Source organism: Pseudomonas fluorescens, assembly GCF_030344995.1.
Lineage (GTDB): Bacteria > Pseudomonadota > Gammaproteobacteria > Pseudomonadales > Pseudomonadaceae > Aquipseudomonas > Aquipseudomonas fluorescens_BF.
In genome coordinates, this window is record NZ_CP128260.1 from 4,012,373 (window position 1) to 4,038,823 (window position 26,451).

Consider the following 26,451-nt stretch of genomic DNA (forward strand, 5'->3'; position numbering starts at 1 on the left):
AAAACAATCACTGTGAGGGATACCGATATGTCAGAACACGTTCAGCCTCTGGACGCCGTGCGCAGCGCGGACGCCAACCCCGATACCCGAAAGGTCATCTTCGCCTCGTCCCTTGGGACGGTGTTCGAGTGGTATGACTTCTTTCTCTACGGCGCCCTGGCGGCGGTCATCAGCAAGCAGTTCTTCGCCGGGGTCAACGACACTACCGCGTTCATCTTCGCGCTGATGGCGTTCGCCGCAGGCTTCATCGTGCGGCCGTTCGGGGCGCTGGTGTTCGGTCGGTTGGGGGACATGATCGGGCGCAAATACACCTTCCTCGCGACCATCATCCTGATGGGCGTGGCGACCTTCGCCGTGGGCCTGCTGCCGACCTACGCCAGCATCGGCATCGCCGCGCCGATCATTCTGGTGGTGTTGCGCATGTTGCAGGGCCTGGCCCTCGGCGGCGAATACGGCGGCGCCGCGACTTACGTGGCGGAGCACGCACCGATCGGCAAGCGCGGCTTCCACACCAGCTGGATTCAATCCACTGCCACCCTCGGTCTGCTGCTGTCGCTGCTGGTGGTGCTCGGCTGCCGCTACTTCACTGGCGATCAGTTCGAAGTCTGGGGCTGGCGCATTCCGTTCCTGCTGTCGATCGTGCTGCTGGGCATTTCCACCTGGATTCGCCTGAGCCTGCACGAGTCGCCGGCCTATCTGAAGATGAAAGAGGAAGGCAAGGCCAGCAAGGCGCCAATCCGTGAATCCTTCGGCAAATGGGAAAATCTCAAAGTCGTGCTGATCGCCCTGTTCAGCATCAACGCGGGCCAGGCGGTGACCTTCTACGCGGCGCAGTTCTACGTGCTGTTCTTCCTCACGCAGTTCCTGAAAATGGACCCGGCGGTGGCCAACAGTCTGCTGATCATCAGCGTGGTGATCGGCGCGCCGTTCTTCATCATTTTCGGCTGGCTGTCGGACAAGGTCGGACGCAAACCGGTGCTGATGCTCGGCCTGCTGCTGGCCACGGCGCTGTACTTCCCGATCTTCAAATCCCTGGCCCACTACGCCAACCCGGCCATCGACCACGCCAGCCAACAGGCACCGATTACCGTTGTCGCAGACCCGGCCACCTGCACCTTCCAGTTCGATCCGGTGGGCAAGGCCAAATTCGACAGCCCGTGCGACAAGGTCAAGACCTTCCTGGTCAAGCAAGGCCTGCCCTACTCCAGCGTCGCCGCCCCGGCGGGCAGCGCGGTGCAAGTGAGTGTCGGCGATGTGAAACTCGACGGCTTCGACGAGGCGGCACTGCGCGGCGCCATCACCCTGGCCGGCTACCCGCAACAGGCTGACATGCAGCAGATCAACAAACCGATGATCGTGGCCCTGATCGTCGCGCTGATCATCATCTCCGCCATGTGCTACGGCCCGCTTGCGGCGCTGATGGTCGAACTGTTCCCGACCCGCATCCGCTACACCTCGATGTCTCTGCCATATCACATCGGCAACGGCTGGTTCGGTGGATTCCTGCCGACCGTGTCGTTTGCGCTGGTGGTGTACACCGGGGATATTTTCTACGGGCTGTGGTACCCGGTGCTGATTACCGGGGTGAGCCTGGTGGTGGGGATGATTTGTCTGCGTGAGACGAAGAATATCGATCTGGACAAGAACTGATTGATAGGCGTGTGGCGGGGGCGCAATGCCCTCGCCACCCTGCGGAATTTCAGACCTCCGCCTCCAGCAATTCAAACTTCACCTGATCGGGATAAAACGCGACGTAGTCCTTGATCTGGCTGACCGAAATCTTCGGATGTTCGTACGTCCACACCGCATTTGCCCCTTCATGCCCTGGGACTTGCAGACTGAAATAGTTGGCGTCGCCCTTGTACGGGCAATAACTCGTGTGGTCGGTGCGGGCGAAGTATTTTTCGTCGATATCTTCGCGCGGGATGTAGTAGACCGGCGGGTAATTGGCTTCGAGCAGCACCAGCGCTCGGGCCGAGGCGGCGACTTGTATGCCGTGGAATTTCACCAGGAGGCAGCCTGGCTGCTCGGCGATGGTGATGACGGGACTGGGACCGGAAGTTTTCATCGGTTTCTCCTGACTGCGGCGAAGGCACCGGTTCAGGTATAACTCATGCGAGGGAATCTCGTCGGGTTCGCAGCCGAACGGTTTTTTGCCGAGCAAATAAAATCGTGGTCTGTGGAGACTGTAATTTTGATGGTCACCAACTTGTGACAAAAATAACTCATACCCCGCCGTAGTTCGCCTTGACAGCGCCAGCCACGCGATGGAAATATCCCCTCCGTTATCGAGCAACTTGCAATCTCCGATAACCATGGACGCTCTCGAAAAAATAATGAAATGGAGTTTCAGCATGCCTTGCTTCCGCCAGCTACATTCTCCTTCCTTCATAAATACTTCATATTTCCCGCCCCCAGCCTGATCAATTGATCGCACGCTTTTACCCAGCGCGTTTTCCTGCGTGGCACATCTATCGATGCCAGAGAATAACTATGAAAGTAGTCAACAGTTCCGTCCTGAAAGAATGGTATGACAGGGAATACAGCGCTTGCGACAACGGCACCCTGTTCGGTGAATTGCGCGATGAGTTCAAACAATTTCTGGCGAGTTTACCCGACGGCCCGGGCTGCGCACTGGAATTGGGTTGCGGCGACGGTCGCAACCTCACGGCCTTGGCCCGCAAGGGCTACAGCCTCAGCGGTGTCGACATGGTCGACAGCACGATTCAGAGTCGCAGGCACAACCCTTGGTTACGCGAGCTCGACTTTCAGCAGGCGGACATCCTCGACTATGACCCCGCCCCTGCAACTTACGATGTACTCGTCTGTTCCGAGGTGTTGCACTTCTTCAATCAGGAAGAACTTCGCAACGTGATGCCCAAGATCATCAGCGCGGTAAAACCAGGAGGTTATATATTTCTCGACCTGTTATCCGACCTGACACGTTACTTTCAGGCAAGCGGTGAGCCTTTCATCTGGGACAAGGAAGCCGGATTATCCATTCAAGACAGCGAAGGTTTCTTTGATGCCTGGCTGGGCGACTTTGATATTTACGCCTTCAATAAGTTTTTCGACAAACAGAGTTGGCCATTGAGCAACTCTGAAAACTTGCCGATCGACCCTTACACTTGGCAAGGCACCTATGTTTCGGTGTGCGCAAGAAAACGCCATTAACTCCCCGAAGTGGTGCTTGAAAGGATATTGAGCCATGCAACTTTTTCATCAGGTCATCGCCGATAACGCCCGCCAATACCCGACCAAACCGGCCATTGTTCTGGATGGGGCCGCGACTTCCTATCAGCAACTGCAGCAACGAGCGAACGCCATCGCCTCCCTGCTACCGACCCTGGGAGTCGCCCCGGGCGAACGCGTTGGACTGTATTCGGCCATCTCCGTCGAACTTATCGCCGTCTACCTCGGGGTGCTTCAAGCCGGGGCGATCACTGCCGCCACCCATCACACGTTGAGTCGCGCAAAGCTGATTCATCAGCTCAAGCATTCGGGCGCCCGGGTGCTGATCACCGATTGCACCGACGACCTGACCGGACTGATCGAGTCCGCCGGACTGGACCTGGTCCTGCTGACCGTTCCCGCCCCCGACGCTACGCCGAAGGTCATCCCGCTGGCCGATGCCCTTACCGCGCACCAAGCACAAAATACCTCGGTCACCGCCCCACTGGAGGAGGATCCGGAACGTCCCACCTCGATCTTCTATACCTCGGGTTCGACCTTCAATCCGAAAGGCGTGCTGGTCAATCACCGGATCATGCTGGCGGCTTCCAGCCGGGTGACCACCTACCTGCAGAACACTCCCAACGACCGCATCCTCAGCTACTCGACGCTAGCCTCCGACTACGGCGTCTACAACGTGATGATGCCGCTGTTCGCCGGCGCCACCAGCGTCATCGAAAGTCGGCCCGCCAGCAGCGCCGAAGATGTCCTCAGGGTAGTCGAGCGCGAATCCGTCACCGCCATGCACGTGTTTCCCCCGGTGTTTTTCCTGATGGCCAATACTGGCCCGCAGTGGCAGGCAAGGGTTCCGGGGCTGCGCTATATCTCCAGCAGCGGTCAGGCTCTGCACACCCGGCATATCCAGCGGATCCGCCAGGCACTGCCGCAAGTCCGGATCTTTTCCAACTACGGGCTCACCGAGTGCAAGCGCGTCAGTTACCTTCCCCCTGAAGAGATCGACCGCCGCCCGACTTCGGTGGGCAAACCTCTGCCCGGCGTCAGCCTGTATCTGGTCGACGAACAGGGTCAGGCCATCGACGAACCCGGGCAGGTCGGCGAACTGTTGGTGACCAGTGACTACCTGATGCTGGAGTACTGGAACATGCCCGAGGCTAATGCCAGGGCCTTCGTCCACGATGTATTCGGCCATTCGCGGTTGTACCGCACCGGCGATCTGTTCAAGCGAGATACCGAGGGTTATCTCTACTACGTGGCGCGCAAGGATGACGTGTTCGCGCGCAACATCTGGAACGTAAATCCGAGGGAAATCGAACAGTGCCTGGCCTCCCACCCCGCCGTCGCCGAAGTGCTGGTGGTGCCGGTCGCCGACGAATCGGCCGGGCACGTGCCCAAGGCCTGCATCGTACTTGACGCCGACCATCGCCAGACCAGCGAACAGACCTTGCTGGATTACTGCAAGAGCCGCCTGGACTGGCACATGGTGCCGGCCCAATGCGTATTTCTCGAAGCCTTGCCAAAAACCGATTCGGGCAAGTTCACCGCCAAAGGACTGATCTGACAGCAGGAGCTACTTCATGAACACTTGTGCGCAACCGCCACTGGATGACATCGGTCTGGACCACAATTTGCAACAGAGCGCCATGCTGAAACTGGCCGGGCACTTCCACAGTCTGGCCACGGGCGCCAGTCAGGTACCATTGCAGTCGCTGCACAGCCATCTGAAGTCAGAGATCGAAGACCCAGAGATCCTCGACTACCACGATCGTCTGATCGAAGGTGCGGGTCCGTTGTTCTCGCACTTTCTGGCCAGCGTGCCGTACATCCTCGAAGAACTGTCGAGGATCGGCGTGGCCCTGACCCATCTGGCCCGGGCCAGTACCCGAAGCGCGGACCAGACCTTCAGCCTGTTCGAGGTGGACGCTTTCGATGGCAGCAACGGCCGCGCATTGGCCGGCCACTCGCAGGGCCTGATTCGCAGCTTTACCTCATCGCCCAACCAGGCCAACCGGATTTCGTTCGAGCGCCACGCAGACCCGGCGCTGTCGCTGTTCTATCCGCAATCGGTCTTCAAAGTCACCCCTGCGCTGCTGCAAAGTCCCGACTACGAACGCTTCAGCCAGGGGTTCGATTTCATTTATGAGATGGCCGCGTTCCAGTTCTATACCCGCGATCGCGAGCGGCAAATCGCCCATATCAAGCAGTTTCTCAAGCCTGGTGGCCTGGTGTTTTTCCTGGAAAAGCTCAACCACCCCGACCCGCAGGAATACCTGCGGCGCGAGCGGATCAAGGACGAGGTGTTCAAGACCCGTTACTTCAGCGAGGAAGAAATCCGCTGGAAACGCCAGCAGATGCTCGAGCAAATGCAGAACGGACAGGTCACCCTGGAGGAACTGGTCAGTGCCCTCTCGGGCCGTTTCAAACATGTCCACTTGCTGTGGAGCAGCAGCAACTTCTGCGAATTCGTCGCCTCGGACGATCAGGAACAAATAGAACGCTTCCTTGGTCTGCTGGGCCCGGCGGTACAACCCGCAGCGTTCTGTTTTGAAGGAGTGCGCTTTGGCAACCTGTCAGCGCCCCACGGCGCTGCCGCGGAGTCAGGCGATGATTGACTGCACCGGACAAGCGTTCTACCACGCCGCATCACCTACCCTGTGCCAACGGGCCGTGGAGCACCTTCCGGCCTGGCGCGAACGCGCAGCGGCGGCGGAAAAAAACCGCCGTTTGAGCAGCAGCACCTTCAGCGAACTGTTCGCCGGCGACTGGCTGGACCTGCTCTCGCCACGTGCACCGGTCACCCGCAGCGGGCACTGGCCAACGCTGGTGGAAAGCGCGCGCATCGCCGCCAGAGCCTGTGCCTCCACGGGCTGGATGCTGGCCCTGGTGGGCGGCCACGCCTGCATTGCCCGGCGCCTGCCACCGACCTGTCAGGATCAGTTGTACGCCGAGGGGCCCCGGCAATTGTTCGCCTCGGCATCCGCCAGCGCCAACAGCCAGTTATCGTGGGAGGCCGGCGGTATTCGGGTCCATGGACGGTGGCGCTTCAGCTCGGGTATCGAAGACGCCACCTGGCTGATGCTCAATGCCCCCTGCCCTAATCACCCGGAGGCCGAGCAGACTCCGCGCTTCCTGCTGCTGGTCGCCGCGGATGAGGTTCAGCTGCTCGACAGCTGGGACAGCTTTGGCATGGCGGCGACCGGTTCTCACGATGTGCTGGCCCACCAGTTGCTGGTGCCTCACGAACGGGTGTTCGCGCTGCACGAGGTGTTTGCCCGGCATCCGCCCACGCCCGGCATCGACTACATCGACCACATGCCCCTGGTGCCCTACCTCACCACCTCGATCATTGGCCCGTTGCTGGGTTGCGCGGAAGGTGCGCATGCCGAGTATGTGGCAGCACTCGCCGGTTCGGCTCTGGCCGGCGATCCACGTATCGCCGAGCAGGCAGCCCACTCGGCTGCGCAGTTGTACAGCGCCGGGCTGCTGTATGACTCGCTGGTTTCCCGACTGCATGAGGCAGGTGTCCAGAATCGTCCACTTGACAGCGGGCAGGTGTTACAGCTCAAGCGCGACCGCGCCTATCTGGCACAGCAATGCGTGCAAGTGGTCCGGCGCCTGGTGGAACGACTTGGTGCCTCGTCACTTGTGGCCGGCAACCCGCTCCAGCGTCACTGGCGCGATATCCAGGCCATCGCCGCGCACCGCGACCTGGTGTGGAACGACACGATGCTGGCCTGTGGCGAGGCCATTTTGAACCCTTCCATCGTCGACGCCAAAACAGCCTGACTGATTTTTCACTAGCGACTTTCTCAGCGAGGTTTACATGTTCATTCGCAACAAATCCGATGTAGAAAAAACCCCGTACTTCGTCGAATGGGGCGCTGGCACCAGCCATCGCCTGCTCACCGAACGCGATGCCATGGGTTTTACCCTGTGCCACACCGTGGTCCGCGCCGGGACCGAATCGCTGCTGCACTATCGCAATCATCTGGAGGCGTGTTATTGCATTGCCGGGGAAGGTGAAGTCGAAGACATGCAGGGTAATGTCTACCCGATTCGGCCCGGCGATGTGTATGTGCTCGACCAGCACGATCGCCATTATCTGCGAGGGGGCAAGGAACAGGATCTGATTCTGGTCAGCGTGTTCAACCCGCCCCTGCGTGGCGATGAGCGACATAACCTCAGCGACAGCTCGGGCTCGGCTTACTGATGTTGCGGCAGCCCCGCCAGGCCGCCCACCCACAGGAGTGTCAACATGCGTAAGGATTACCTGGCTTTTTTCATCTCGCTGTTCCTGTCGCGGCTGGCGGATCAGATCCTGTTGTTCATCGTGCCGTTGGTGGTATTCCAGACCACCAACAGCGCGTCCTGGGCGGGGCTCGCATTTTTCGTCGAGTCGCTGCCGCGCTTTCTCGCGTTTCCGCTGTGCGGAGCCCTGTGCGACAAGTTCTCGCCCATCAGGATTCTGCATATCAGTCAGGTCTACCGGGCGCTGCTTTGCGTGTTGGCGGTAGGGCTTTATGCCGTCTTCGGCGGTATCGCGTGGCTGGTGGTGCTGTCTGCGCTGTGCGGCGTTCTGACTACTCAGGGCATCATGGCCCGCGAAGTGCTGATGCCGCATATCTTCCAGCACTACAGCTACACCAAAACCCTTTCCTACTCGCAGATTGCCGACCAGACCGGGCTGGTTCTGGGGCCCTTGGTGGCGGCATTGCTGCTGGAGATTTCGGCCTGGCACTGGGTGGTGCTGTGGGTGGCCGGGCTGTTCCTGCTGGCCGACCTGAGCATGCTGGTGTGGCAACGTTTCAGCCGCATCACCCTGGAGGTGTTCGAGCAGCATCAGGACATCTGGCTGCAGCCTCTGCGCATCGCTTTCAGGCATATCCGCGAACTGGCGGAGCTGAAAAAGATCATCACCCTGGCGGTCGGGGTCAACCTGATTGTCGGGGTCACCCTGGCCACTTCGGCGGCCATGGTGCTCGGTCAATACAGCGCCGGCAAGGACGACTACGCCGTGCTGCAAGCGGCTGGCGCGGTGACCACCATCGTGATTCTGTTTTTCCTCGCCCGGGTGGTATTGCCCTTGCGCGTACTGGGTGGGGTTGCTTATTCGATGCTCGCCGCCGGTGCCTTCATCAGTGCCCTGAGCCCGAACCTGGGGGGTTATGTGCTGGGTTTCCTGCTGATCGTCGGCTTCGACAAGATGTTCAACGTTTACATGCGCAGCATTCGCCAGCGAGTCATTCCACCTCAGGACTTCGGCAAGACCGTGGGCGTGATCACCCTGCTCAACAACTTGTCGCAACCGCTGGCCGGTCTGCTGGTCGCACTGCTCGCTGCGCCATTGGGGACGCAACGTGTGATTCTGATTCTGGCCGTGCTGGCGACGCTGCTGGGCGTGGCGGCTCTCTGGTGGTTTGCCAAAGTACGTAACGCCCCCGCCACGTCGATCCTCGAAACCGAGCAGTAACGGATTTCACTGTCGCAGAGCGATGTCCGAAAACAAAAAAACCGCAGCCTGCGAAGGACTGCGGTTTTTTCGTTTCAGATTTTCCGTTTTCAGATCACGCGACGATATCGGTCGCCACAGCCTGCCCCACCACACCCACGGCGAAGTCCACCGCGCCCTGGCCTGTGAGGTCGATCATCAGGCTGGTCTGGTTGGTCTGTTCGAAGTACGTGAGGATCGCGTCTCCGGCGTGCCCGGTGAAGCCACTGACGAAGTTCAGTGTGGCCGCGCCGGTGGCGAAACCTGCGATGCCCGACAGGTCGATCTTGTCCAGGCCGCTGGTGAAATCCATGATCCAGTCCGGTGCGGTCATGGTCGAGTCGCTGGCCGCGCCAAACACGAAGGTATCCGCACCGTCACCGCCCCACAGCGAATCACCGCCGCCACCGCCATAAATGATGTCGTTGCCGGCGCCACCGATCAGGTCGTTGGCCACCGCGTTGCCGATCAGCAGGTCATTGCCCGCGCCGCCAATGGCGTTTTCCACGGTCACGCCATGAGCGATGGACACGTTGCCCACCAGACCGCCGACATCGGAGAACGAGCCTTCGTTGAGGTTGATCTTCTGGTTCTGACTGAAGCCGGAGAAATCCAGGGTGTCGTTGCCGCCGCCGTCCCACACCGAGAACACCACTTTGGAGGTGTTCGACGTGGCGCTGTAGAAGTCGCGATCGGCGTTGGAGTTGAAGCCGTAAACGGTATCGTCGGCACGGGTTTCGAAGTTGGCGCCGTAGAGTTTCTGCACCGCGACGATGTCATCCATCAACGGTGCCGAAGCGTAGGCGCCGCTGCCGTCCTTGCTGAAGTTCTGGTCGGTGTTGGCCTCGCTCCAGTAGCTCATCAGGCTGTAGCCACGGGTGTCTTCGGCGTATTTGGCGTCGCCGTAGGTCGGGTTGCCGTTGCCGGCGTTGTAGGCGCCCGGGTGCGACAGGCCGAGGGTGTGGCCGATTTCGTGGGTCAGGGTCTGACGCCCGTAGTTGTTGGTGTCCGGGGTCTTGTTGACCTGGTACTGATCGTTGATCAGGTACCACGACTGGCCGTCGTAACTGCTGCCCTGCGGCAGGTAGGCGAACGCCGCGCCGCCAGTGCTGACGTCGTAGTTGCCGAAGGTCATGTGGCCGTCGCCGCCCTTGCCTTCGGTGAAGGTCACGTTGGCCACGTCCGACCACGATTGCATCGCCAGCACGGCCTGGGCCTTTTGCTGGGCGCTGAACTCGCTGAAGTTGCCGAGTTTCGGGTTGTAGTTCGACGGCTTGTCGGTCAGGAAGGTGTAGGTCAGATCAATCTTGCCGTCAGCGTTCTTGTCTTGCCACGACATGCCCTTGCGCAGGATTTCATCCGCAGCCTGGTCGGCGGTGAACGATGGTTTGCCGTTGACGGTCCCGGTGCCACGGTCATACAGATGGCTGAAGGTGTCGACGGCGGTGAAGGCGCTGCTGGCCTGGGAGGAAGGTTGAGACATGGTGTACGTCCTTGTTTCTAAAGAGTCAGTGTCAGACAGAAAAGCGGCGATCCTCTGGCGAGATCGTCCTGTCACTCGCCCTGTTAGGCAGACTGAACCTGCCACAGCCGCCAACCGGGGCGCTAATCAATTTCTCGATAGCGTCCCGGATTGCCACGACGCGCGCTGTCATGACCGGCAATCCTTTTATCTGTATATCCATACAGATAAAAGTTGCCCGATCGCCCGAGTCAGGCCATCCTGTGCGCCTCTTCCGGCAATGATCGACGACGGTAGTTATGCGGCTGTACCTCTGTGAAAAACCTTCCCAGGCCAAGGACATTGCGGCCGTGCTCGGCGCAAAGCGTCGCGGCGACGGCTGCTGGCTGGGAACGGACGTCACGGTGACCTGGTGCATTGGCCACCTGCTGGAAACCGCTCCGCCGGACGCCTACGACGCCAAATACAAGCGCTGGGTGCTGGCGGACCTGCCGATCATCCCGGACAAGTGGAAAATGACCGTCAAGCCGCGAACCGCCAGCCAGTACAAGGCAGTCAAGCGCTTGCTCGGCGAAGCCAGCGAACTGATCATCGCCACCGACGCCGACCGTGAGGGCGAGATGATCGCCCGCGAACTGGTGGAGCATTGCCGCTATCGCGGGCCGATCCGCCGCTTGTGGCTGTCGGCGCTGGACGAAGCCTCGATTCGCAAGGCGTTGGCGGCGCTCAAGCCGGGCGCCGAAACCTTCAGCCTGTATCACTCGGCATTGGGGCGTTCCCGGGCGGACTGGCTGATCGGGATGAACATGAGTCGCCTGTTCACCCTGCTCGGCCGACAATCGGGCTATCAAGGCGTGTTGCCGGTAGGCCGGGTGCAGACGCCAACGTTGCGACTGGTGGTGGATCGCGACCGCAGCATTGCCGATTTCGTACCCGTGGCGTATTGGGCCATCGATGTGCAACTGCTGCACAACGGCACACCATTCACGGCGCAATGGCGTGCACCGAACGATGCCTGTGACGATCAGGATCGCTGCCTCAATCAGGCTCTCGCCCAGCAAGCGGCCGCCGCAATCAGCAGCGCTGCCAGCGCCCGGGTGATCAAGCTGCGCACCGAACGCATGCGCGAAGTGGCGCCCCTGCCCTTCGATCTCGGCACCTTGCAGGAAGTCTGCTCGAAGAAGCTCGGCCTCGGTGCCCAGGAAACCCTCGACATCGCCCAGGCCCTCTACGAAACCTACAAAGTCATCACCTACCCGCGCAGCGATTGCGGCTACCTGCCCGTGAGCCAGCACAGCGAGGCACCGGGGATTCTCGCGGCGTTGCGCCAGGCTGATCCGGGCTTGGAAGCCTTGCGCGAGCATCTGGAGCCACGGCGCCGCTCTCGCGCCTGGAACGACGCCAAGGTCAGCGCTCACCACGGCATCATTCCGACCGCAGCCGCGAAAAATCTGGAACGCCTGACCGGCAAGCACCGCGCGGTCTACACACTGATTCGCGCGCGGTATCTGGCGCAATTCCTGCCCAATCATGAATACGACCGCACCCAGGCCGATTTCGATTGCGCCGGCGAAGCCTTGCGCGCGGTCGGCAAGCAGATCATCGAACCGGGCTGGAAACGCGCGCTGCCCGAAGCATTGGCCCCGGCCAAGGGCCGTGAAGCCCCCGCGCCACAAACGCTGCCGACACTGAGCCAAGGTGCCGAATGCGCCGTGGCGGACGTGAAGCTCAAGGACCTGTGGACGCAGCCGCCCAAGCCCTACACCGAAGGTGATCTGATCAAGGCGATGAAGAACGTCGCCAAACTGGTGGAAGATCCGCTGCTCAAGCAGAAACTCAAGGACACCACCGGCATCGGCACCGAGGCCACCCGCGCCTCGATCATCCAGGGCTTGCTGGATCGCGGTTATCTGGAGAAGAACGGCAAGGCGCTGTCCGCCACGCCCGCCGCGTTCAGCCTGATCGATGCGGTACCCCGGGCGATTGCCGACCCGGGTACAACGGCAATCTGGGAGCAGGCGCTGGACATGGTGCAGAGCGGCGAGATGAGTCTGGAAGAATTCGTCACCAAACAGGCCGCGTGGATGAGCAAGCAAGTGACCCGCTGCGCCGGGCTGAGCCTGACCATCAGCGGCCCGCCGCCTGCCGGCAAGGCCGCTGCGCCGTGGAAGAACAAGCGCAAGACCACCCAACGCAAAACCACCGGAACCAGCAAACGCTCGGCGAAACCGGCAGCCAAATAGCCTGCTGCGCGCTACTGTTTCTGCAGTGATGGTCAGGAGGCAGCGGCATGTCTGTCATCGAACTGCGCGTCGCCCGACGCGACGAACTGGAAACCCTCGAAAACCTGATGCAGTTCTACACCTATGACTTCAGCGAGTGGCTGCCGCTGAAGCTCAGCGGGCATGGGTTATTCCCGATCCAGTTGAAAGACGATTACTGGCGCCAGCCGGCGACCCGGCCATTCCTGATTCACGTCGACGGCGAACTGGCGGGATTCGTGACCGTGGATGACCACCTCCTCATCGAAGGCGCCGACTACAACATCGGCTATTTCTTCGTCAGCCGACGCTGGCGTGGCCAAGGCGTCGCGCAGTTTGTCGCCTCTGCCCTCTTGAGCCACCTGCCCGGTCAATGGCAGATTTTCCATGTCGACGCCAACCTGCCTGCACAGCGGTTCTGGGCCCGGCTCATCCCCGAGCTGAGCGGCGGCGACTTTACCCGCCAGACCAAAACCGTGGACGGCTATCCCTGCACGTTCTACTGCCTGCGCAGCCTCTCTCCCGCTGCCTGAACGCCTCTTTTTTCATTCCAGAATGACTTTGTCCGACAATATGTAGTGCGCAAAAATAATCACTACAAAACCGTTGACGGCGTCGTTTGGCTTTTGCATGATGCAAACGTCTCCCCGATCGGGAGCACTGGCAACACGCTTGAGCAAGCTCGTCTGACCGCCGAGCTGTTTTTTCCGGATACACGCTGCCCACAAGGCAGATTGAAGAAGCTGACCTGGCCTGAACGTCCAGTACAAGGACGAGAAGCGCTGGCGAAAATTCTCAAGACGCTTGTGGTCGACCCTGAAAACGTCGTCAAGGAGCCTCCCGGTTTTCGCTGCTTCTCCTCGTTGTGACGCTATTGCGTAGCAGTTATTCAACACGACTACATGCAACAGACGCATGACCCCGTACTTCACACGGGCGACCGCTGACGTCCTGGTTTCGGTGCCAGGGATCAACTAACCGATGGGCTACCTGTATTAGCGAATCAACTTTGAAAGATCACCAGACTGGTCAAGGGGCAATATCATGAATCTGAACAATCAACCTACTATCGAAGAACTGGCTCGTATGTTCGCTGCGCAAAAAGACAGCCACGACAGCCATATTCTGTGGATCAGCAAGTCGGGTCAGGTCCATATCGACTGCCTGTCGCCCCATGCTGGTGAAGAAGAGTTCGACCGGAACAACCAGAACCTGCTGGCCCGCCTGAAGATGTACCGCCGCGGCCACGGTTATGTCGGCAAGAAAGCCGCGGCCGACAAGGACTTCATCGGTAATGTTCTGCAAACGCTGAAACAGGCGTGGGACTCGATGCAGAACAAAAACGAAGTCCGGGTGATTGATCGGTTCTGCTGAGTTCTAACTTCAATAAACTAAAGGGCCTGCTTCCCATAAGGAGCAGGCCCTTTTTTTGTGTCTGGCTTTAGTTATTTTGTGTGGTCAAGAACCTACCCCCTCATCGGAACGCCGCCCGCCCAGCCCTCCCGAATCGTCGGACCGCCCCCAAGGGGGCGAGGGGGGAAAGGGATCAGATCGGGGGTCGCTTCAAATTCTGAGTACGACTCAATTTTTCAGGTCGATGAAACTCGAACATTCACCTCGGTCAGTCCCCTCTCCCTTGGGAGAGGGTTAGGGTGAGGGGCTTCCCAGGCCTAGCGCGAGATTCATGAACGCCTCCGCCGCTGCACTGTGATAGTTGTTCTGGCGGCGCAACAACGCCGCTCCCCGCTGCGGCGCCTCGCTCTCGACACGCAACCGGCGCAATGCCCGGTCCTCGGTCGCAATCGCCTCCGGCAACATGGTCGCAATCGGCGCATGCCGGATCACTTCCAGCAATGTACTCACCGAGTTCACCTCGATTTGCACCTTGGGCGTGATGCCGTTCTGGCGGAAGTACTCATCGATCGACAGGCGCGTGAAGAAGTCTGGCGCCAGCAAGGCGAAATCCAGCTGTGCAATGTCATCCGGCGTCAGCACCGATGAGCTGTCGTACAGCGGATGCTCACGCCCGACCATCACCCCCAACGTCTCGACAAACGCCGGAATGCATTCAATGTCCGGATTGCGCACCGGCGTGAAGGCAATCGCGATATCCAGCGAGTCATCCGCCAGCCCGGCCTCGATGTCATCCATCGACAGCTCGAAAATCTCCAGATGAATCCCCGGATACCGCGCCACGTAATCGCGCACCAACGGTCCGACAAGATACGCCATGAACGTCGGCGTCATGGCCAACCGCAGCGAACCTCGGGACAGATCCTTCACGTCATGCAACGCGCGCTTGCCTGCCTCCAGCTCAACCAGCACCCGCCGTGCGCACTCGATATAGGCCTGACCGGCATCAGTGGGTTTGACCGAGCGCGATGTGCGATCGAACAGATCCACCCCAAGGCTTTCTTCCAGTTGGCGGATCTGTTGCGACAAGGTCGGCTGCGACACATGCAGCGCCTCGGCCGCCCGGGTGAAACCGCCGTGATCGGCCACGGCCAGCAGGTATCGCAAATGTCGCAGCAGCATGGAACGCTCCATCTATAGGCAGTACTTATGCTTGGCATTGTATATCGGTCTTGGACGCTATGGATCAATCGGCAGAAGATGAATCCCACACAGCAAGCCAACCCCCGAAAGGAGAAGCACCATGCAATCCCAAGCCTACAACGACAGCCGCATCGCCCTGACCACCCGCGCCCTGGATGCCAAGGCTCAGAAAAACCTGTCGTGGCAGGATCTGGCTGACGGCACCGGCCTGAGTCTGGCCTACGTCACCGCCGCCCTCCTCGGCCAGCACCCGCTGCCAAAAGCCGCTGCCGAAGTGGTCGGCGACAAGCTTGAGCTGAGTGCCGAAGATGTCGCCGCCCTGCAAATCATCCCGCTGCGCGGCAGCCTCGACGGTGTGCCGACCGATCCGACCATCTATCGCTTCCACGAGATGATCCAGATCTACGGCACCACTCTGAAGGCGCTGGTTCACGAACAGTTCGGCGACGGCATCATCAGCGCGATCAACTTCAAGCTCGACATCAAGAAAGTCGAAGACCCTGAAGGCGGTTCCCGCGCCGTGGTCACCCTCGACGGCAAGTTCCTACCGCTGCGTCCGTTCTGATCCTTCCGGGCCCGCACCCCGCGTGCGGGCCTTTCCAAACCTGAATTGCCAAGTCGTCACCACATCTGTCTGGAGGCTGCCCCATGCAAAAAATTCTGTTGACCCTGGCCCTGCTCGCCGGCCTTGCCGCCCAGGTCCAGGCTGATGAAGAAGCCGTCGCCTACCGCTACGGCATGTCTCTGGACATCGCTGAAGTCGTGAGCATCACCCCGGTGGCCGACGTCTGCGGCGTAGTGCCGGTCGAGATGACTTACCTCGACAGCCATGGCGCAAAACACCTTCTTCAATACAGCGAATTCGGCACCGGCTGTTCGAACTGAGAGGACTACACCATGAAAAACCTGATCGAAGGCTTCCTGAAGTTCCAGAACGAAGCGTTTCCACAACGCACCGAGCTGTTCAAACACCTGGCGACCACCCAAACCCCGGGCACCTTGTTCATCACTTGCTCCGACAGCCGCGTCGTCCCGGAACTGCTGACCCAGCAAGAACCCGGCGAGCTGTTCGTGATCCGCAACGCCGGCAATATCGTACCGTCCTACAGCCCGCATCCGGGCGGGGTTTCGGCGACGGTGGAATACGCGGTAGCCGTGCTCGGCGTGACTGACATCGTGATCTGCGGCCACTCCGATTGCGGCGCCATGACTGCCATCGCTCAGTGCAAATGCATGGATCACTTGCCCGCCGTCAGCGGCTGGCTGCAACACGCCGAGTCGGCGAAAGTGGTCAACGAATCGCGGCCGCACGCCAATGACGCCGCCAGGCTGAGTTCGATGGTGCGGGAAAACGTGATCGCGCAACTGGCGAACATCCAGACTCACCCGAGCGTGCGCCTGGCCCAGGAGAAAGGCCTGCTGAATCTGCACGGATGGGTGTACGACATCGAGACCGGTTCCATCGACGCGCTGAGTGCCGACCGCCGCACCTTTGTCTCGCTGGCCGAGCAACCGTCGACGTGCGCGGTGTACGGTCAGGCAGTGGATGCTGCTTGAAAACACAACGCCGCGCCCGTCATTGCGACGGGCGCGGCGTTGTTCTGTTCAGCGTTTTACGCCCAGATCGATTTGCGTCATGCGGCTGCGTACGGTGAACACACCGTCACCGGAAAGAATCGCGCTGCGGGCAAACAACCGGCCACTTTCCCAGTTCGAAAGACCCAGTTCCGGCTTGTTCAGCGCGTACTGGCCATCGACCCAGCGGGTGATGCCGTTGCCCACGAACGGCGCGTTGACCGCGCTGTAGAAACGCTCCTGAGCCGCTGCATCTTCGCTGATCAACGACACCGTGAACTGCGGGCTGTAGCGATTGAACAGCGCGATGGCCTGATCCAGATCGTCGACGATCATCAGGCTGGTTTCCGGGGTTTCTTCCCATTCCCACTCGCGGCCCAGTTGAGCTTCCGGCAAAGGTTCGGCCAGGGCTTCAGTCTGATAACCCTCGGCGCGATAGACCTCGACCGTCGCGTTCTGCCAGTCGCTCGGCAGGTAGCTTTCGCTGCCTTCAACGATGTGCAATTTGCAGCCCTGACCGCGCGCCGTACCAGCCTGCTGCAAGGCATCGAGGAACAACGGCACCAGTTCGGCAGCACGGTCGCGCTGGATCAGGCAGACGTTCAGCGTGTTGCAGACTTTGCGATCCAGCGAGTTGCGCACCACGGCGGCGAAGCGCTTGGCGTCGGCATCGCGATCAGCAATCAGCCACGCGCCACCGGTGCCGTGCAGACTGACGGCGGTGCCGGCCTGCTGGGCGATGCTGCCCAACTGACTGACTGCACGGCCCGAACCACGGGCCACCGCCAGCGACAGACGCCGGTCGGCGAACAGCGCCCAACCGGCGGCATGGTTGACGCTCTCCACCAGCGACACCGCACCCGCCGGCAGACCGGCATCAGCCAGCGCCGGGTTCAAGGCGTGGGTGACGATAGCTTGCGCGGTGCCCAGCGCATCGCTGCCAATGCGCAGAACGGCGGTGTTGCCGGTGCGCAGTACGCCAGCGGCGTCGGCGAAGACGTTCGGTCGACCTTCGAACACGAACGCGACGATGCCCAATGGCGACACCACCTGCTCGACCTTCCAGCCGTCATGCTCGACGCTGCTGATGACTTTGCCACGGGTGGCCGGCGCATCACGCCAGGCGCGCAGGCCGGCGATCATGTCGCGGCGCATGCGCTCGTCGGCGAGCAACCGGGTGGTGGAACGACCGCGAGCCTTGGCCCGCTCGATGTCGGCGAGGTTGGCGGTTTCGATCAGCGCCCAGGCGTCCGGGTTTTCCAGGCGTTGAGCGAACAGATCGAAGAAGCGGCTGATGGCCTCATCCGGCACAGCGGACAACGCGGTAAACGCCGACGCTGCACGCTCGATCGCCACCGACGCGGCCTGCTGATCCACCACCGGAATCAGCAACAGCTCGCCGCTCACCTGTTCCACCAGCAGGTGGTCGCCGGGTCGGAAACGCTCGGCCAGTTCGGGGCTGACCACGGTGACGCGGTTACCGGCGAAAGGGATGGGCGTGCCAGCGACGAGACGTTCGAGCGCGAGAGACATGGAGCGGATTCACCATATTGAGGGCGGCCGGAAAATGTATAGGTTGGCCTCCCTCAAAGCAACACGGCCTCAGAACACCGACCAGCCAATCCGCGAACTGAGCATTTCCAGCGCCGCCATCCCCGCCAGCGAGTTGCCCGCCGTGTTCAGTTCCGGCGACCACACGCACACCGTGAACTGCCCCGGCACCACCGCGACGATGCCGCCACCCACACCACTCTTGCCCGGCAGACCGACGCGATAGGCGAAGTTGCCGGCTTCGTCGTAGAGACCGCTGGTGGACATGATCGAGTTGACTTGCTGGGTCTGGCGTCGGCTCAGAATCTGCTCGCCGCTGTGCTTGCAGAAGCCGTCGTTGGCCAGGAAGCAGAAGGCTCGTGCCAGATCGATACAGCTCATGCGCAGCGCGCAGTGGCTGAAATAGCTGCGCAGCACCGCTTCAACGTCGTTGTGGAAATTGCCGAAGGATTGCATCAGGTAAGCCATCGCCGCGTTGCGCGCACGATGCTGGTATTCGGAGTCGGCGACCTTGCCGTCGACCATCACCTGCGGGTTGCCAGACAAGCGCCGCACAAAGTCGCGCATCGACAAGGCCGGTGCGGCAAAGCGCGACTGGTTGATGTCGCAGATAACCAGCGCTCCGGCATTGATGAATGGATTGCGCGGGCGGCCACGCTCGAATTCCAGCTGCACCAGCGAGTTGAACGGCTGGCCGGACGGCTCGTGACCCAGGCGCTCCCAGATCGCCTCGCCGGAATGTTCAATGGCCTGCACCAGGCTGAACACCTTGGAAATACTCTGCACCGAGAACGGCGTCTCGGCGTCGCCGGCGCAATACATCTCGCCGTCGTTGCCATACACGGCGATGCCCAGTTGATTGGCCGGCACGGTGCCGAGGGCAGGAATGTAGTCAGCCACCTTGCCCTGCCCGATCAGGGGCCGGACAGCGTCAAGGATCTCGTTCAACAGCGCTTGCATGCCGGGTCTCGAAGTCTCGCCCCATGGGATTGCGGGGACACCGTGGCTAGACGCTGCGCCCGGCAATCGAATCACACCGGCGCTGTGTATCGCAGTGTGTACGGCCCGATGCCCGACACATCCCGCGCACAAATCCGGCCCTTCGCGACACATCAGCGATACAGCCCGGCGTTCAAATGAACCTGTCGATCGGCAGCCCCGATCAAGCCTTTGAACTCACACATCGCATCGGAGATTCACCATGACCAAGCTTTCGAAAACTTCCCTGACTCTGGGCCTGCTGCTTGCCGGTGGCCTGGCCCTGTCCAACGCCGCTTCGGCTTCCGAAGCGTTCAGCGTCAAGCAACTGGATCACGGCTACAGCCAGTCCCAGGCCAAGGCCGACACCACGGAAAAGTCCTCGGAAGGTAAATGCGGCGAAGGCAAGTGCGGCGCCGGCGAATAAACCTTTTTACGGGGCACGTCGGTGCCCCGTTTTCTTTTGAATGAATGGAGCCTTCCCATGACCACAGCTCTCTCGTCGGCCGTCAAAGGCCTGCATGTGAACCTCGACCGCGCCGGCCAGTGGCTCGCGCCGCTGACCTTGCGCCTGTTCATCGCCTGGGAATTTTTCGAATCGGGGCTGGAGAAATTCAACGGTCAGAACTGGTTCGAAGACATTCAGGAGCGGTTCCCGTTTCCCTTCGACCACTTGCCGGCGACGCTGAATTGGGAGCTGTCGATGTGGGCCGAGCTGATCTGCGCGCTGGCGATCCTGATCGGATTCGGCACGCGGATTTCGGCGGTTTCGCTGATTGTCGTGACCGTCGTTGCCACCGCTGCTGTGCACTGGCCGGCGGACTGGTCGTCGTTGAGTGAGCTGGCCCAGGGTTACGCGATCACCAACAAGGGCTTCGGCAACTTCAAGCTGCCGGCAATTTATCTGGCGGCGCTGGTGCCGCTGGTGTTTGCCGGAGCCGGCAAGTTGAGCGTGGATGCGTGGCTGGCGCGGTTTTTCTGGAAACGCGCCAGCCGCTGAAGATCAATGCGCCCGGTCCAGCCCCGCCAGCAACGCGCTGTCTCGGCTGTAAATGTCCGGCGCGTAAAGCACGCGACCCTGGCCATCGACCTGTGCCGTCCAGTAAGTCATGAGGATCGGCACCGGATTGCTCAGGCGGAATTCATGGGTGGTTCCGGTAGCGAGCAAGGTGTCGGTGCGCGCCTTCTCCGCCGGGCTGAGCAGGAAGTCGCGCAGCTTCATCGGATGCTCGACCCGCACACAGCCGGAACTGAACGCCCGTGGCCCCTTGTCGAACAGCGCCTTGCTCGGCGTGTCGTGCAGGTACACCGAGAACGGGTTGGGGAAACGAATGACCATTTGCCCCAGCGGGTTACGCGGCCCGGCGTCCTGACGCAGGAGAATGTTGCCGGGGTTGTCCCAGTCGATGTCGGCGGCGGCCAGTGGCTGGCCGTTGGCGTCGAGCACTTGCAGGTTCTGGCGGCTGAGGAACGTCTGGTCCTTGCGGATTTCCGGCAGCTTGTCTTCCTTCCAGATGGTCGGCGGCACGGTCCAGGTCGGGTTCAGGGTCAGGCGCGTGACGCGGGATTTGAGCAGCGGGGTCTGGCGTTCGGCGCGCCCGACCTGGGTGCGGGTCTGCCACACCGGCAGGCCACCCTGATAAAGCGTCAGTTCGGCAGCGGCGACGTTGACCAGCAAACCGTCCGGCTCCATGTCCTGGGCCATCCAGCGGAAACGTTCAAGATTGACCCGCAACTGTTCGCGACGGGTCAGCGGACTGATGTTGAGTTCGGCAATCGTCCCCGGCCCGACCACTCCGTCGGCCTGCAACGAATGGTTGGCCTGAAAGCTCTTCACCGCCTCTACCAATACACCGTGATAAGCGTTGTCCGGCGTGCCGACCACACTGGTCAGATAGCCTTCGCTATACAGCCGGCGAGCCAGTTCCGGTACGCGTTTGTCTTCCATGTCCGGACGCAGCAACGGCCCGTTGCCCACTGACGTCCATTGGGGCAAGGCTTTCAGGCGTTGAGCTGCGTAGAGATGACGCAGGTTCTGGTACTGCGCCAGCTGCGGGCGCGCCAGATCGAAGGCGGCTGGCACGTTGCGCACGCCCGGTACGGCGATGGCGAGCAATTCGGCCTGACGGTCGCGGGGCGTTTCGTCGGAATGCCACAGCGGTTCGAAGTGCGATTGCAACAGGCGGCCGTAATGCAAGTCCTGCAAAGCTTGCAGGTAATAACGGCTGATCTCGATGTCGGCGCACAGTTCGCCGTCCTGCGGGGCGGTGAGCGCCACCGGGTAGCGTTTCGGGTTCAGGCCATCGTCGGCCAACAGCTGCAATTGCGCATGCAAGGCCGGCAATTGTCCGCCATCGGCCCACACCGGCAGCCAGTCCTGCTGCTGGTAGAACGCGCGCAACTGATCCAGCGCCGGACCGTTGAGGCTGGTGCCGATCGTCGGGCACGCCTGGGGCAGACTGATCAGCGCAGCCTGCAACGGGCTCTGCGGTTCGATGGGCATTTCCGTCGGCACGGGCGGCAGCGTCGGGAGCCCCGGCAACGGCTCTTCGGCGCAAGCGACAAACGGCGCAGCGAGCAAACAAATGCTCAAGTAGCATGCGTACTTTTTGAACAACTGCTTTACTCCAATCCATGGCCGTCCTGATTGACGGTCAACCTTACCTCAGGTGCGGTGAACAGTCAGGCCCGATTCGCGGGCTTGCCGGGAACGACTGGACGTCAGGAGCCTAAGTGCCAAACAAGTAGCAAGTGGAGACTCACTTTAAATGTTGACGTTTTTGCGCCGACTTCTGCTGACTGCCACCGCCATTGGCGTGCTGACCAGTCCAGCCTTTGCCGCCGGCACCACTTCGCCGGTTCTGTACACCAGCCTCGCGCACGCCGCTCCGGAACTCAATCCCCAGGCGCTGAAAGGTGCCTTGAACGCCATGCAATGTGCGATCAACAACGGCGCGAAGCAGTCTCGTCACCTGGCGATCATCGATTATTCGCAGCCGTCCACCGAGCGCCGGTTGTGGATCTTCGACCTGACCCGGAAAAAACTGGTGCTGCGCGATCTGGTCGCCCACGGTTCGAACTCCGGGGAAAACTTCGCCACCCGGTTCTCCAACCGTGAAGGCAGTTTTCAGTCCAGCCTCGGCCTGTTCCGTACTCAGGAAAGTTACCAGGGCACCCACGGTTACTCGCTGCGTATGGACGGTCTGGAACCGGGCGTCAACGACATGGCCCGTGACCGCGCCATCGTGATCCACGCCGCCGACTACGTGAACCCGTTCTGGAGCAAACGCACCGGCCGTCTGGGCCGCAGCCAGGGTTGCCCGGCCGTGCGACCGCAAGTCGCCAAACGGGTGATCGACAGCCTGAAGAATGGCCAATTCATGTTCTCCTGGTACCCGGATCAGCAGTGGCTGAAATCCTCGCCGTACCTCAACTGCCAGCCGCAACAGATCGCGAGCATTCTCAGCACTCACGCCAGCTGAATACTCTGTGGGAGTGCGCTGGCTCCCACAGGTTCGGTTTATTACAGATTTGTCATCGAGTTGTCGGTTTGCCGAGCGGATCGCCCGGTAGCTTGAAGTTGTCCCGGCCAGAACGCCGATCAACTTCAACGACTCGAGTGACCCATCATGAAAACCCTGATCCTCGCCTTCACCGCCCTCCTCGCCACCGGTTCCGTGTTCGCCGCTGAAATGCCCGAGCGCACCGTCATTCACGACACCAACGGCTTCTATGTGCACCTGGATGTCGACAAAGTCCTCTCCAGCACCGATATTTCCCAGGCTTGCGGCGTGATCCCCGCGCGACTCAACTACCTCGACCACCAGGGCCGTGAACATGTGCTGGACTATCAAGTGCAAGGCAGCGGCTGCATCAATGACAATTGAGGCACAGTGCCCATGAATATCCTTGTTGTCGAAGACGAACCCAAGGCCGGCAACTATTTGCTCAACGGCCTGCAGGAACTGGGCTACAGCGTGAGCCTGGCCCGGGACGGCGCCGACGGTCTGCACCTGGCGCTGGAGTTCGGCTTCGACGTGATCGTGCTGGACGTGATGATGCCGAAAATGGACGGCTGGGAAGTCCTGCGCCGGCTGCGCAAGGAAGCCGACACGCCGGTGCTGTTCCTGACTGCCCGCGACGACATCGCCGACCGGGTCAAGGGCCTGGAACTGGGCGCTGACGATTATCTGATCAAGCCGTTTTCCTTCGCTGAACTGGTGGCGCGCTTGCGCACCCTGACCCGACGCGGGCCGATCCATGAAGAAGAGCAATTGCAGGTGGCCGATCTGCAGATCGACGTGCTCAAACGCCGGGTCAGCCGCGCCGGCAATCGGATCACCCTGACCAACAAGGAATTCGCCTTGCTGCTACTGTTCGCCACCCACACCGGGCAAGTGCTGTCGCGTTCACTGATTGCCTCGCGGGTGTGGGACATGAATTTCGACAGCGACACCAACGTGGTCGATGTCGCCGTGCGCCGCCTGCGGGCGAAGATCGACGATCCGTTCCCGCTCAAGCTGATCCACAGCGTGCGCGGCATCGGCTACCGCTTCGATACCCAGCCATGAAAATCGCCGGCACTTATTCCCTGACCTTGCGTCTGGCGCTGGTCTTCGCCGTGCTCGCCTTCGCCGCGCTGGCAGGCCTGGGCGCGGCGCTTTACAACCAGTTGGAAGAGCAACTGACCCGCCGCGATGACATCCAGTTGGTCAGCCGCATCGATCAGTTGCGCACCATCCTCAACGACAGCAACACGCTGGAGTTGATCAAGACCAAACCGGCGCTGTTCCAGAACATGCTGGGCAACCGCGAAGCGCTGCTGACCATCGGCGCGCCGGGGCAACCGCCCTTGTTCGTGGTCAACCCCAGCGACCTGGCACTGCCGAGCGTGCCCGCCGTACCGATCGACCATGTGATGGCGCTCACCGACGTGCAGCATCTGCCGAGCATCAACGGCGTGCCGTTTTCGGCAGTCGCGGCCAGTATCGACTCCGGTGACCAGGGCAATCTGCAGGTGCTCATCGCCAAGGTGATGAGCGAGCGTACGGCGATGCTCGCCAATTACCGGCTCAGCGTGTACGGCCTCGCCTCACTGGCGGCGATCGTGCTGGCGCTGGTCGGCTGCCTGCTGGTGTATCGCGGCTTGCTGCCGTTGCGGCGGATTGCCCGGCATGCCCACGGGATCGGCATCGCCAACCTCGGCGAACGCCTCGACAGCCAAGGCACGCCCCGGGAATTGCAGCCGATGATCGAGTCTTTCAATGCGATGCTGGACCGGCTCGACCGAGGGGTTGCCCAACTGAGCCAGGTCTCCACCGACATGGCCCACGAACTGCGTACGCCGATCAACAACCTGCTCGGTGAAACCCAGGTTGCCCTGCAACAGAACCGCAGCGTCGACGCCTATCAACAGCTGCTCGCCTCCAACGTCGAAGAACTCGAACGGCTCGCGCGAATGCTCGACAACATGCTGTTTCTCGCCCGCACCGACCCGGCCAGCGCCCTGGCCCAGCGGCAGGAGCTGGATGCCTGCGATGAGATGCAGCGCATTGCCGATTACTTCGAGGGATTGGCGGCGGACGTCGGCGTCACCATCGAGGCCAGTGGCAGCGGCGTGATCTGGGCCGAGCCGATGCTGCTGCGTCGGGCGCTGGCCAATCTGTGCGCCAACGCGATCAAGTACGGTGCGGCGGATTCGACGTTGCAGGTCGAAGCCATCGCCGAAACGGACGGCAGCTATCTGCGGGTACGCAATCAGGGCGCTACCATTCCGGCGGAACATCTGTCGCGACTGTTCGAGCGTTTCTACCGCGTCGATCCGTCCCGCGAGCGCTCGGCCCAATCCAACGGACTGGGCCTGTCGATTGTCGCGACCATCATGCAGTTGCATCAGGGTCGCTACAGCGTCAGCAGCGCCGACGGCATCACCTGCTTTGAACTGTTCTTTCCGGCACGGGAGACGCGAGACGCAGGTGCGTGAAAGCACCGAGCGCAAACGCCGCGAACATCAACGCCGTGGCCACACCGAAGGTCATGTGCAAGCCGGCCGCAATAACTTCGGCCGGCGCCTGAGTCGGATCGTCCGTGGCCAGGGCGAACACCGCGCCCATCGCCGCCGCCCCGGTGATCAACCCCAGATTGCGCGACAGCCCGAGCATGGCCGAAACCACGCCGCGCTGATCCTGAGCAACGCCGGACATCAACCCGGTGTTGTTGGCGGCCTGGAACAGCGCGTAACTCAAGGCCACCACCGTGATCGGCAGCACGTATGCAAGCACTCCAAAACTCACCGGAAACAGCGCCAACAAACCGCAACCGCAAGCCAGGCCGAACAACGCACCCGGCACCATCCGCCGCGCGCCGAAACGATCCACCAGCCGCCCGGCCGGTACGCCGCTGAACGCCGCCAGCAACGGCCCGATCGATAGCACCAGTCCGACCTGCGTGCTGGAAAGACCCAAACCTCGACTCAGGTAAAACGGCCCGACCACCAGCGTGGTCATCATCACCGTGGTCACCAGCAAGGTCAGCGCCAGACTGCTGCTGATTCGCGTATCGGTGAACAATGACAGGTGAATCAGCGGCGCCTTGCTCCGCTTCTCGACCAGGATGAACAACCCAACGCCCAACAAGCTGAGCAACAGCAACGTCGGGGTAAGTCCTTCAATCGTCATCGCCAGTGCGTAGGCCGCCAGCGTCAACATCAGTACGGCGGTGCCGGGATAATCGAATGCAACACCCGAGCGCACGATTCGATCCTTCGGCAAATACCGATACACCAGCCACGCATTGAGCAATCCCAACGGCACGTTGATCACAAAGATCGACTGCCAGCCGACATGCGCCATCAATAGCCCGCCGAGCGACGGCCCGAGGGTGGTGCCGGTCGCCGACATCGTGGCCAGCAACCCCATCGCGCTGCCGGCCCGGGATTTGGGCACCGCATCGGCCACCAGCGCCACCGTCAGCGCGAACATGATCGCCGCGCCCAGGCCCTGCACCGCCCGCGCACCGATCAGCCAGGCAAGGCTCGGCGCCAGTGCGCACGCAAGGGACGCGGCGGTAAAGATGCCGATGCCGATCAACAGCAAGCGCCGCCGACCAAAGCCGTCACCCAGCCGCCCGACGCTGACAATCAAAGTGGTGACCGCCAGCAGATAGGCCAGGACGATCCATTGCACTTGTTGAAACGTCGCATCGAATGCAGTCGCCAGGTTCGGCAGTCCGGCGTTGGCAATACTGGTGTCCAGCGACGGCATCAGCATCGACAGCGCCAGACTGGTCAGCGCCCAGCGGGCTGAAGGGCTCAGGGGTTCTCGGTGCATGGGGGGCTCACAGTGCAAAGGTCATGGGGCATAGCCTGAGCCTCGACAATACAGGGCGCAAGA

The 26,451-nt window shown here is 61.3% G+C and carries 27 protein-coding genes; 19 read left to right on the plus strand and 8 right to left on the minus strand.

The genetic code is table 11. From position 1 onward, the window contains the following. The first annotated feature begins 27 nt into the window (after window positions 1-27). Window positions 28-1,650 (plus strand): MFS transporter, encoded by a 1,623-nt coding sequence (locus QR290_RS17785; protein WP_289203239.1) that lies wholly within the window; start codon window positions 28-30, stop codon window positions 1,648-1,650. A 49-nt stretch (window positions 1,651-1,699) separates the two neighbouring features. Here the strand turns inward: QR290_RS17785 and QR290_RS17790 are convergent, their stop codons facing one another. Further along, window positions 1,700-2,068: a DUF427 domain-containing protein gene (locus QR290_RS17790; protein ID WP_096820174.1), complete on the minus strand. Its 369-nt coding sequence runs from the start codon at window positions 2,066-2,068 to the stop codon at window positions 1,700-1,702. A gap of 425 nt (window positions 2,069-2,493) precedes the next feature. Between QR290_RS17790 and QR290_RS17795 the strand changes: the two genes are divergently transcribed. From QR290_RS17795 to QR290_RS17820, 6 genes are read left to right on the plus strand one after another with little or no spacing between them, the layout of a single operon-like run. Beyond that, a complete protein-coding gene (locus QR290_RS17795; protein WP_115078312.1) occupies window positions 2,494-3,174 on the plus strand; it encodes a class I SAM-dependent methyltransferase in 681 nt (226 codons plus the stop codon). Between the two features lie 34 nt (window positions 3,175-3,208). Then, window positions 3,209-4,750: a class I adenylate-forming enzyme family protein gene (locus QR290_RS17800; protein WP_115078313.1), complete on the plus strand. Its 1,542-nt coding sequence runs from the start codon at window positions 3,209-3,211 to the stop codon at window positions 4,748-4,750. Between the two features lie 16 nt (window positions 4,751-4,766). Next, window positions 4,767-5,801 (plus strand): class I SAM-dependent methyltransferase, encoded by a 1,035-nt coding sequence (locus tag QR290_RS17805; RefSeq protein WP_115078314.1) that lies wholly within the window; start codon window positions 4,767-4,769, stop codon window positions 5,799-5,801. Further along, window positions 5,794-6,975: an acyl-CoA dehydrogenase family protein gene (locus QR290_RS17810; protein ID WP_289203240.1), complete on the plus strand. Its 1,182-nt coding sequence runs from the start codon at window positions 5,794-5,796 to the stop codon at window positions 6,973-6,975. Before QR290_RS17805 ends, QR290_RS17810 begins: the two co-directional genes overlap by 8 nt. Before the next feature lie 37 nt (window positions 6,976-7,012). Continuing rightward, window positions 7,013-7,399: an ectoine synthase gene (locus tag QR290_RS17815; RefSeq protein WP_115078316.1), complete on the plus strand. Its 387-nt coding sequence runs from the start codon at window positions 7,013-7,015 to the stop codon at window positions 7,397-7,399. Between the two features lie 45 nt (window positions 7,400-7,444). Next, on the plus strand, window positions 7,445-8,659 hold the full coding sequence (locus QR290_RS17820) for an MFS transporter (RefSeq protein ID WP_115078317.1): 1,215 nt from the start codon (window positions 7,445-7,447) through the stop codon (window positions 8,657-8,659). A 94-nt stretch (window positions 8,660-8,753) separates the two neighbouring features. On the opposite strand, the gene QR290_RS17825 is transcribed toward QR290_RS17820, so the two are convergent. Then, on the minus strand, window positions 8,754-10,160 hold the full coding sequence (locus QR290_RS17825) for a serralysin family metalloprotease (RefSeq protein ID WP_289203241.1): 1,407 nt from the start codon (window positions 10,158-10,160) through the stop codon (window positions 8,754-8,756). Between the two features lie 278 nt (window positions 10,161-10,438). On the opposite strand from QR290_RS17825, the gene QR290_RS17830 reads away from it, so the two are divergent. Further along, on the plus strand, window positions 10,439-12,382 hold the full coding sequence (locus tag QR290_RS17830; RefSeq protein ID WP_115078319.1) for a DNA topoisomerase III: 1,944 nt from the start codon (window positions 10,439-10,441) through the stop codon (window positions 12,380-12,382). A gap of 47 nt (window positions 12,383-12,429) precedes the next feature. Next, the gene (locus QR290_RS17835; protein ID WP_115078320.1) at window positions 12,430-12,933 is read left to right on the plus strand and encodes a GNAT family N-acetyltransferase; all 504 of its coding nucleotides are present in this window, start codon (window positions 12,430-12,432) and stop codon (window positions 12,931-12,933) included. 12 nt (window positions 12,934-12,945) lie between these two features. Here QR290_RS17835 and QR290_RS17840 read toward each other — a convergent pair whose 3' ends face one another. After that, entirely contained in the window at window positions 12,946-13,317 is a 372-nt protein-coding gene (locus QR290_RS17840; protein ID WP_085654241.1) for a hypothetical protein, read from the minus strand. A 127-nt stretch (window positions 13,318-13,444) separates the two neighbouring features. Here QR290_RS17840 and QR290_RS17845 point away from each other — a divergent pair, with 127 nt between their 5' ends. Further along, on the plus strand, window positions 13,445-13,774 hold the full coding sequence (locus tag QR290_RS17845; protein ID WP_047293552.1) for a hypothetical protein: 330 nt from the start codon (window positions 13,445-13,447) through the stop codon (window positions 13,772-13,774). Between the two features lie 273 nt (window positions 13,775-14,047). On the opposite strand, the gene cynR is transcribed toward QR290_RS17845, so the two are convergent. After that, on the minus strand, window positions 14,048-14,935 hold the full coding sequence (gene cynR / locus QR290_RS17850) for a transcriptional regulator CynR (protein WP_289203242.1): 888 nt from the start codon (window positions 14,933-14,935) through the stop codon (window positions 14,048-14,050). Window positions 14,936-15,056: 121 nt separating this feature from the next. Here cynR and cynS point away from each other — a divergent pair, with 121 nt between their 5' ends. From cynS to QR290_RS17865, 3 genes are all read left to right on the plus strand, one after another. After that, window positions 15,057-15,521, plus strand: coding sequence for a cyanase (gene cynS, locus QR290_RS17855; RefSeq protein ID WP_011334741.1), 465 nt, complete (start codon window positions 15,057-15,059; stop codon window positions 15,519-15,521). Window positions 15,522-15,604: 83 nt separating this feature from the next. After that, window positions 15,605-15,841 carry a DUF2790 domain-containing protein gene (locus tag QR290_RS17860; protein WP_115078322.1) on the plus strand — a complete coding sequence of 79 codons (237 nt, stop codon included), beginning with the start codon at window positions 15,605-15,607 and terminating at the stop codon, window positions 15,839-15,841. Window positions 15,842-15,853: 12 nt separating this feature from the next. Beyond that, window positions 15,854-16,513: a carbonic anhydrase gene (locus QR290_RS17865; protein ID WP_039767103.1), complete on the plus strand. Its 660-nt coding sequence runs from the start codon at window positions 15,854-15,856 to the stop codon at window positions 16,511-16,513. A 48-nt stretch (window positions 16,514-16,561) separates the two neighbouring features. Here the strand turns inward: QR290_RS17865 and QR290_RS17870 are convergent, their stop codons facing one another. Next, window positions 16,562-18,064, minus strand: coding sequence for an aldehyde dehydrogenase family protein (locus tag QR290_RS17870; RefSeq protein WP_289203243.1), 1,503 nt, complete (start codon window positions 18,062-18,064; stop codon window positions 16,562-16,564). A gap of 69 nt (window positions 18,065-18,133) precedes the next feature. Then, complete coding sequence (glsB, locus tag QR290_RS17875; RefSeq protein ID WP_289203244.1) at window positions 18,134-19,042, minus strand: glutaminase B; 909 nt, start codon at window positions 19,040-19,042, stop codon at window positions 18,134-18,136. Between the two features lie 241 nt (window positions 19,043-19,283). Between glsB and QR290_RS17880 the strand changes: the two genes are divergently transcribed. Then, entirely contained in the window at window positions 19,284-19,487 is a 204-nt protein-coding gene (locus QR290_RS17880) for an HvfA family oxazolone/thioamide-modified RiPP metallophore (protein WP_115078325.1), read from the plus strand. A 57-nt stretch (window positions 19,488-19,544) separates the two neighbouring features. Further along, window positions 19,545-20,060: an HvfX family Cu-binding RiPP maturation protein gene (locus QR290_RS17885; protein WP_289203245.1), complete on the plus strand. Its 516-nt coding sequence runs from the start codon at window positions 19,545-19,547 to the stop codon at window positions 20,058-20,060. A gap of 3 nt (window positions 20,061-20,063) precedes the next feature. Here the strand turns inward: QR290_RS17885 and QR290_RS17890 are convergent, their stop codons facing one another. Continuing rightward, window positions 20,064-21,677, minus strand: coding sequence for a L,D-transpeptidase family protein (locus QR290_RS17890; protein WP_115078327.1), 1,614 nt, complete (start codon window positions 21,675-21,677; stop codon window positions 20,064-20,066). 151 nt (window positions 21,678-21,828) lie between these two features. Here QR290_RS17890 and QR290_RS17895 point away from each other — a divergent pair, with 151 nt between their 5' ends. From QR290_RS17895 to QR290_RS17910, 4 genes are all read left to right on the plus strand, one after another. Continuing rightward, a complete protein-coding gene (locus QR290_RS17895) occupies window positions 21,829-22,542 on the plus strand; it encodes a murein L,D-transpeptidase catalytic domain family protein (RefSeq protein ID WP_085746119.1) in 714 nt (237 codons plus the stop codon). A gap of 147 nt (window positions 22,543-22,689) precedes the next feature. Then, complete coding sequence (locus QR290_RS17900) at window positions 22,690-22,947, plus strand: DUF2790 domain-containing protein (protein ID WP_115078329.1); 258 nt, start codon at window positions 22,690-22,692, stop codon at window positions 22,945-22,947. A gap of 12 nt (window positions 22,948-22,959) precedes the next feature. Continuing rightward, entirely contained in the window at window positions 22,960-23,631 is a 672-nt protein-coding gene (locus tag QR290_RS17905; RefSeq protein ID WP_289203246.1) for a heavy metal response regulator transcription factor, read from the plus strand. After that, window positions 23,628-25,043, plus strand: a complete 1,416-nt coding sequence (locus QR290_RS17910; protein WP_289203247.1) for a heavy metal sensor histidine kinase — start codon at window positions 23,628-23,630, stop codon at window positions 25,041-25,043. Before QR290_RS17905 ends, QR290_RS17910 begins: the two co-directional genes overlap by 4 nt. Here QR290_RS17910 and QR290_RS17915 read toward each other — a convergent pair. Further along, window positions 24,988-26,388, minus strand: coding sequence for an MFS transporter (locus QR290_RS17915; protein WP_289203248.1), 1,401 nt, complete (start codon window positions 26,386-26,388; stop codon window positions 24,988-24,990). The genes QR290_RS17910 and QR290_RS17915 overlap by 56 nt on opposite strands. Window positions 26,389-26,451: the final 63 nt, after the last annotated feature.

Coding starts and splice junctions, on each gene's coding strand:
- QR290_RS17825 (WP_289203241.1), bottom strand. CDS start 10,160: ATGTCTCAACCTTCCTCCCAGGCCAGCAGCGCCTTCACCGCCGTCGAC.
- QR290_RS17810 (WP_289203240.1), top strand. CDS start 5,794: ATGATTGACTGCACCGGACAAGCGTTCTACCACGCCGCATCACCTACC.
- QR290_RS17815 (WP_115078316.1), top strand. CDS start 7,013: ATGTTCATTCGCAACAAATCCGATGTAGAAAAAACCCCGTACTTCGTC.
- QR290_RS17870 (WP_289203243.1), bottom strand. CDS start 18,064: ATGTCTCTCGCGCTCGAACGTCTCGTCGCTGGCACGCCCATCCCTTTC.
- glsB (WP_289203244.1), bottom strand. CDS start 19,042: ATGCAAGCGCTGTTGAACGAGATCCTTGACGCTGTCCGGCCCCTGATC.
- QR290_RS17865 (WP_039767103.1), top strand. CDS start 15,854: ATGAAAAACCTGATCGAAGGCTTCCTGAAGTTCCAGAACGAAGCGTTT.
- QR290_RS17800 (WP_115078313.1), top strand. CDS start 3,209: ATGCAACTTTTTCATCAGGTCATCGCCGATAACGCCCGCCAATACCCG.
- QR290_RS17910 (WP_289203247.1), top strand. CDS start 23,628: ATGAAAATCGCCGGCACTTATTCCCTGACCTTGCGTCTGGCGCTGGTC.
- QR290_RS17895 (WP_085746119.1), top strand. CDS start 21,829: ATGTTGACGTTTTTGCGCCGACTTCTGCTGACTGCCACCGCCATTGGC.
- QR290_RS17845 (WP_047293552.1), top strand. CDS start 13,445: ATGAATCTGAACAATCAACCTACTATCGAAGAACTGGCTCGTATGTTC.
- QR290_RS17880 (WP_115078325.1), top strand. CDS start 19,284: ATGACCAAGCTTTCGAAAACTTCCCTGACTCTGGGCCTGCTGCTTGCC.
- QR290_RS17795 (WP_115078312.1), top strand. CDS start 2,494: ATGAAAGTAGTCAACAGTTCCGTCCTGAAAGAATGGTATGACAGGGAA.
- QR290_RS17805 (WP_115078314.1), top strand. CDS start 4,767: ATGAACACTTGTGCGCAACCGCCACTGGATGACATCGGTCTGGACCAC.
- QR290_RS17900 (WP_115078329.1), top strand. CDS start 22,690: ATGAAAACCCTGATCCTCGCCTTCACCGCCCTCCTCGCCACCGGTTCC.
- QR290_RS17915 (WP_289203248.1), bottom strand. CDS start 26,388: ATGCACCGAGAACCCCTGAGCCCTTCAGCCCGCTGGGCGCTGACCAGT.
- QR290_RS17835 (WP_115078320.1), top strand. CDS start 12,430: ATGTCTGTCATCGAACTGCGCGTCGCCCGACGCGACGAACTGGAAACC.
- QR290_RS17840 (WP_085654241.1), bottom strand. CDS start 13,317: ATGCGTCTGTTGCATGTAGTCGTGTTGAATAACTGCTACGCAATAGCG.
- cynS (WP_011334741.1), top strand. CDS start 15,057: ATGCAATCCCAAGCCTACAACGACAGCCGCATCGCCCTGACCACCCGC.
- cynR (WP_289203242.1), bottom strand. CDS start 14,935: ATGCTGCTGCGACATTTGCGATACCTGCTGGCCGTGGCCGATCACGGC.
- QR290_RS17885 (WP_289203245.1), top strand. CDS start 19,545: ATGACCACAGCTCTCTCGTCGGCCGTCAAAGGCCTGCATGTGAACCTC.
- QR290_RS17820 (WP_115078317.1), top strand. CDS start 7,445: ATGCGTAAGGATTACCTGGCTTTTTTCATCTCGCTGTTCCTGTCGCGG.
- QR290_RS17830 (WP_115078319.1), top strand. CDS start 10,439: ATGCGGCTGTACCTCTGTGAAAAACCTTCCCAGGCCAAGGACATTGCG.
- QR290_RS17790 (WP_096820174.1), bottom strand. CDS start 2,068: ATGAAAACTTCCGGTCCCAGTCCCGTCATCACCATCGCCGAGCAGCCA.
- QR290_RS17860 (WP_115078322.1), top strand. CDS start 15,605: ATGCAAAAAATTCTGTTGACCCTGGCCCTGCTCGCCGGCCTTGCCGCC.
- QR290_RS17785 (WP_289203239.1), top strand. CDS start 28: ATGTCAGAACACGTTCAGCCTCTGGACGCCGTGCGCAGCGCGGACGCC.
- QR290_RS17905 (WP_289203246.1), top strand. CDS start 22,960: ATGAATATCCTTGTTGTCGAAGACGAACCCAAGGCCGGCAACTATTTG.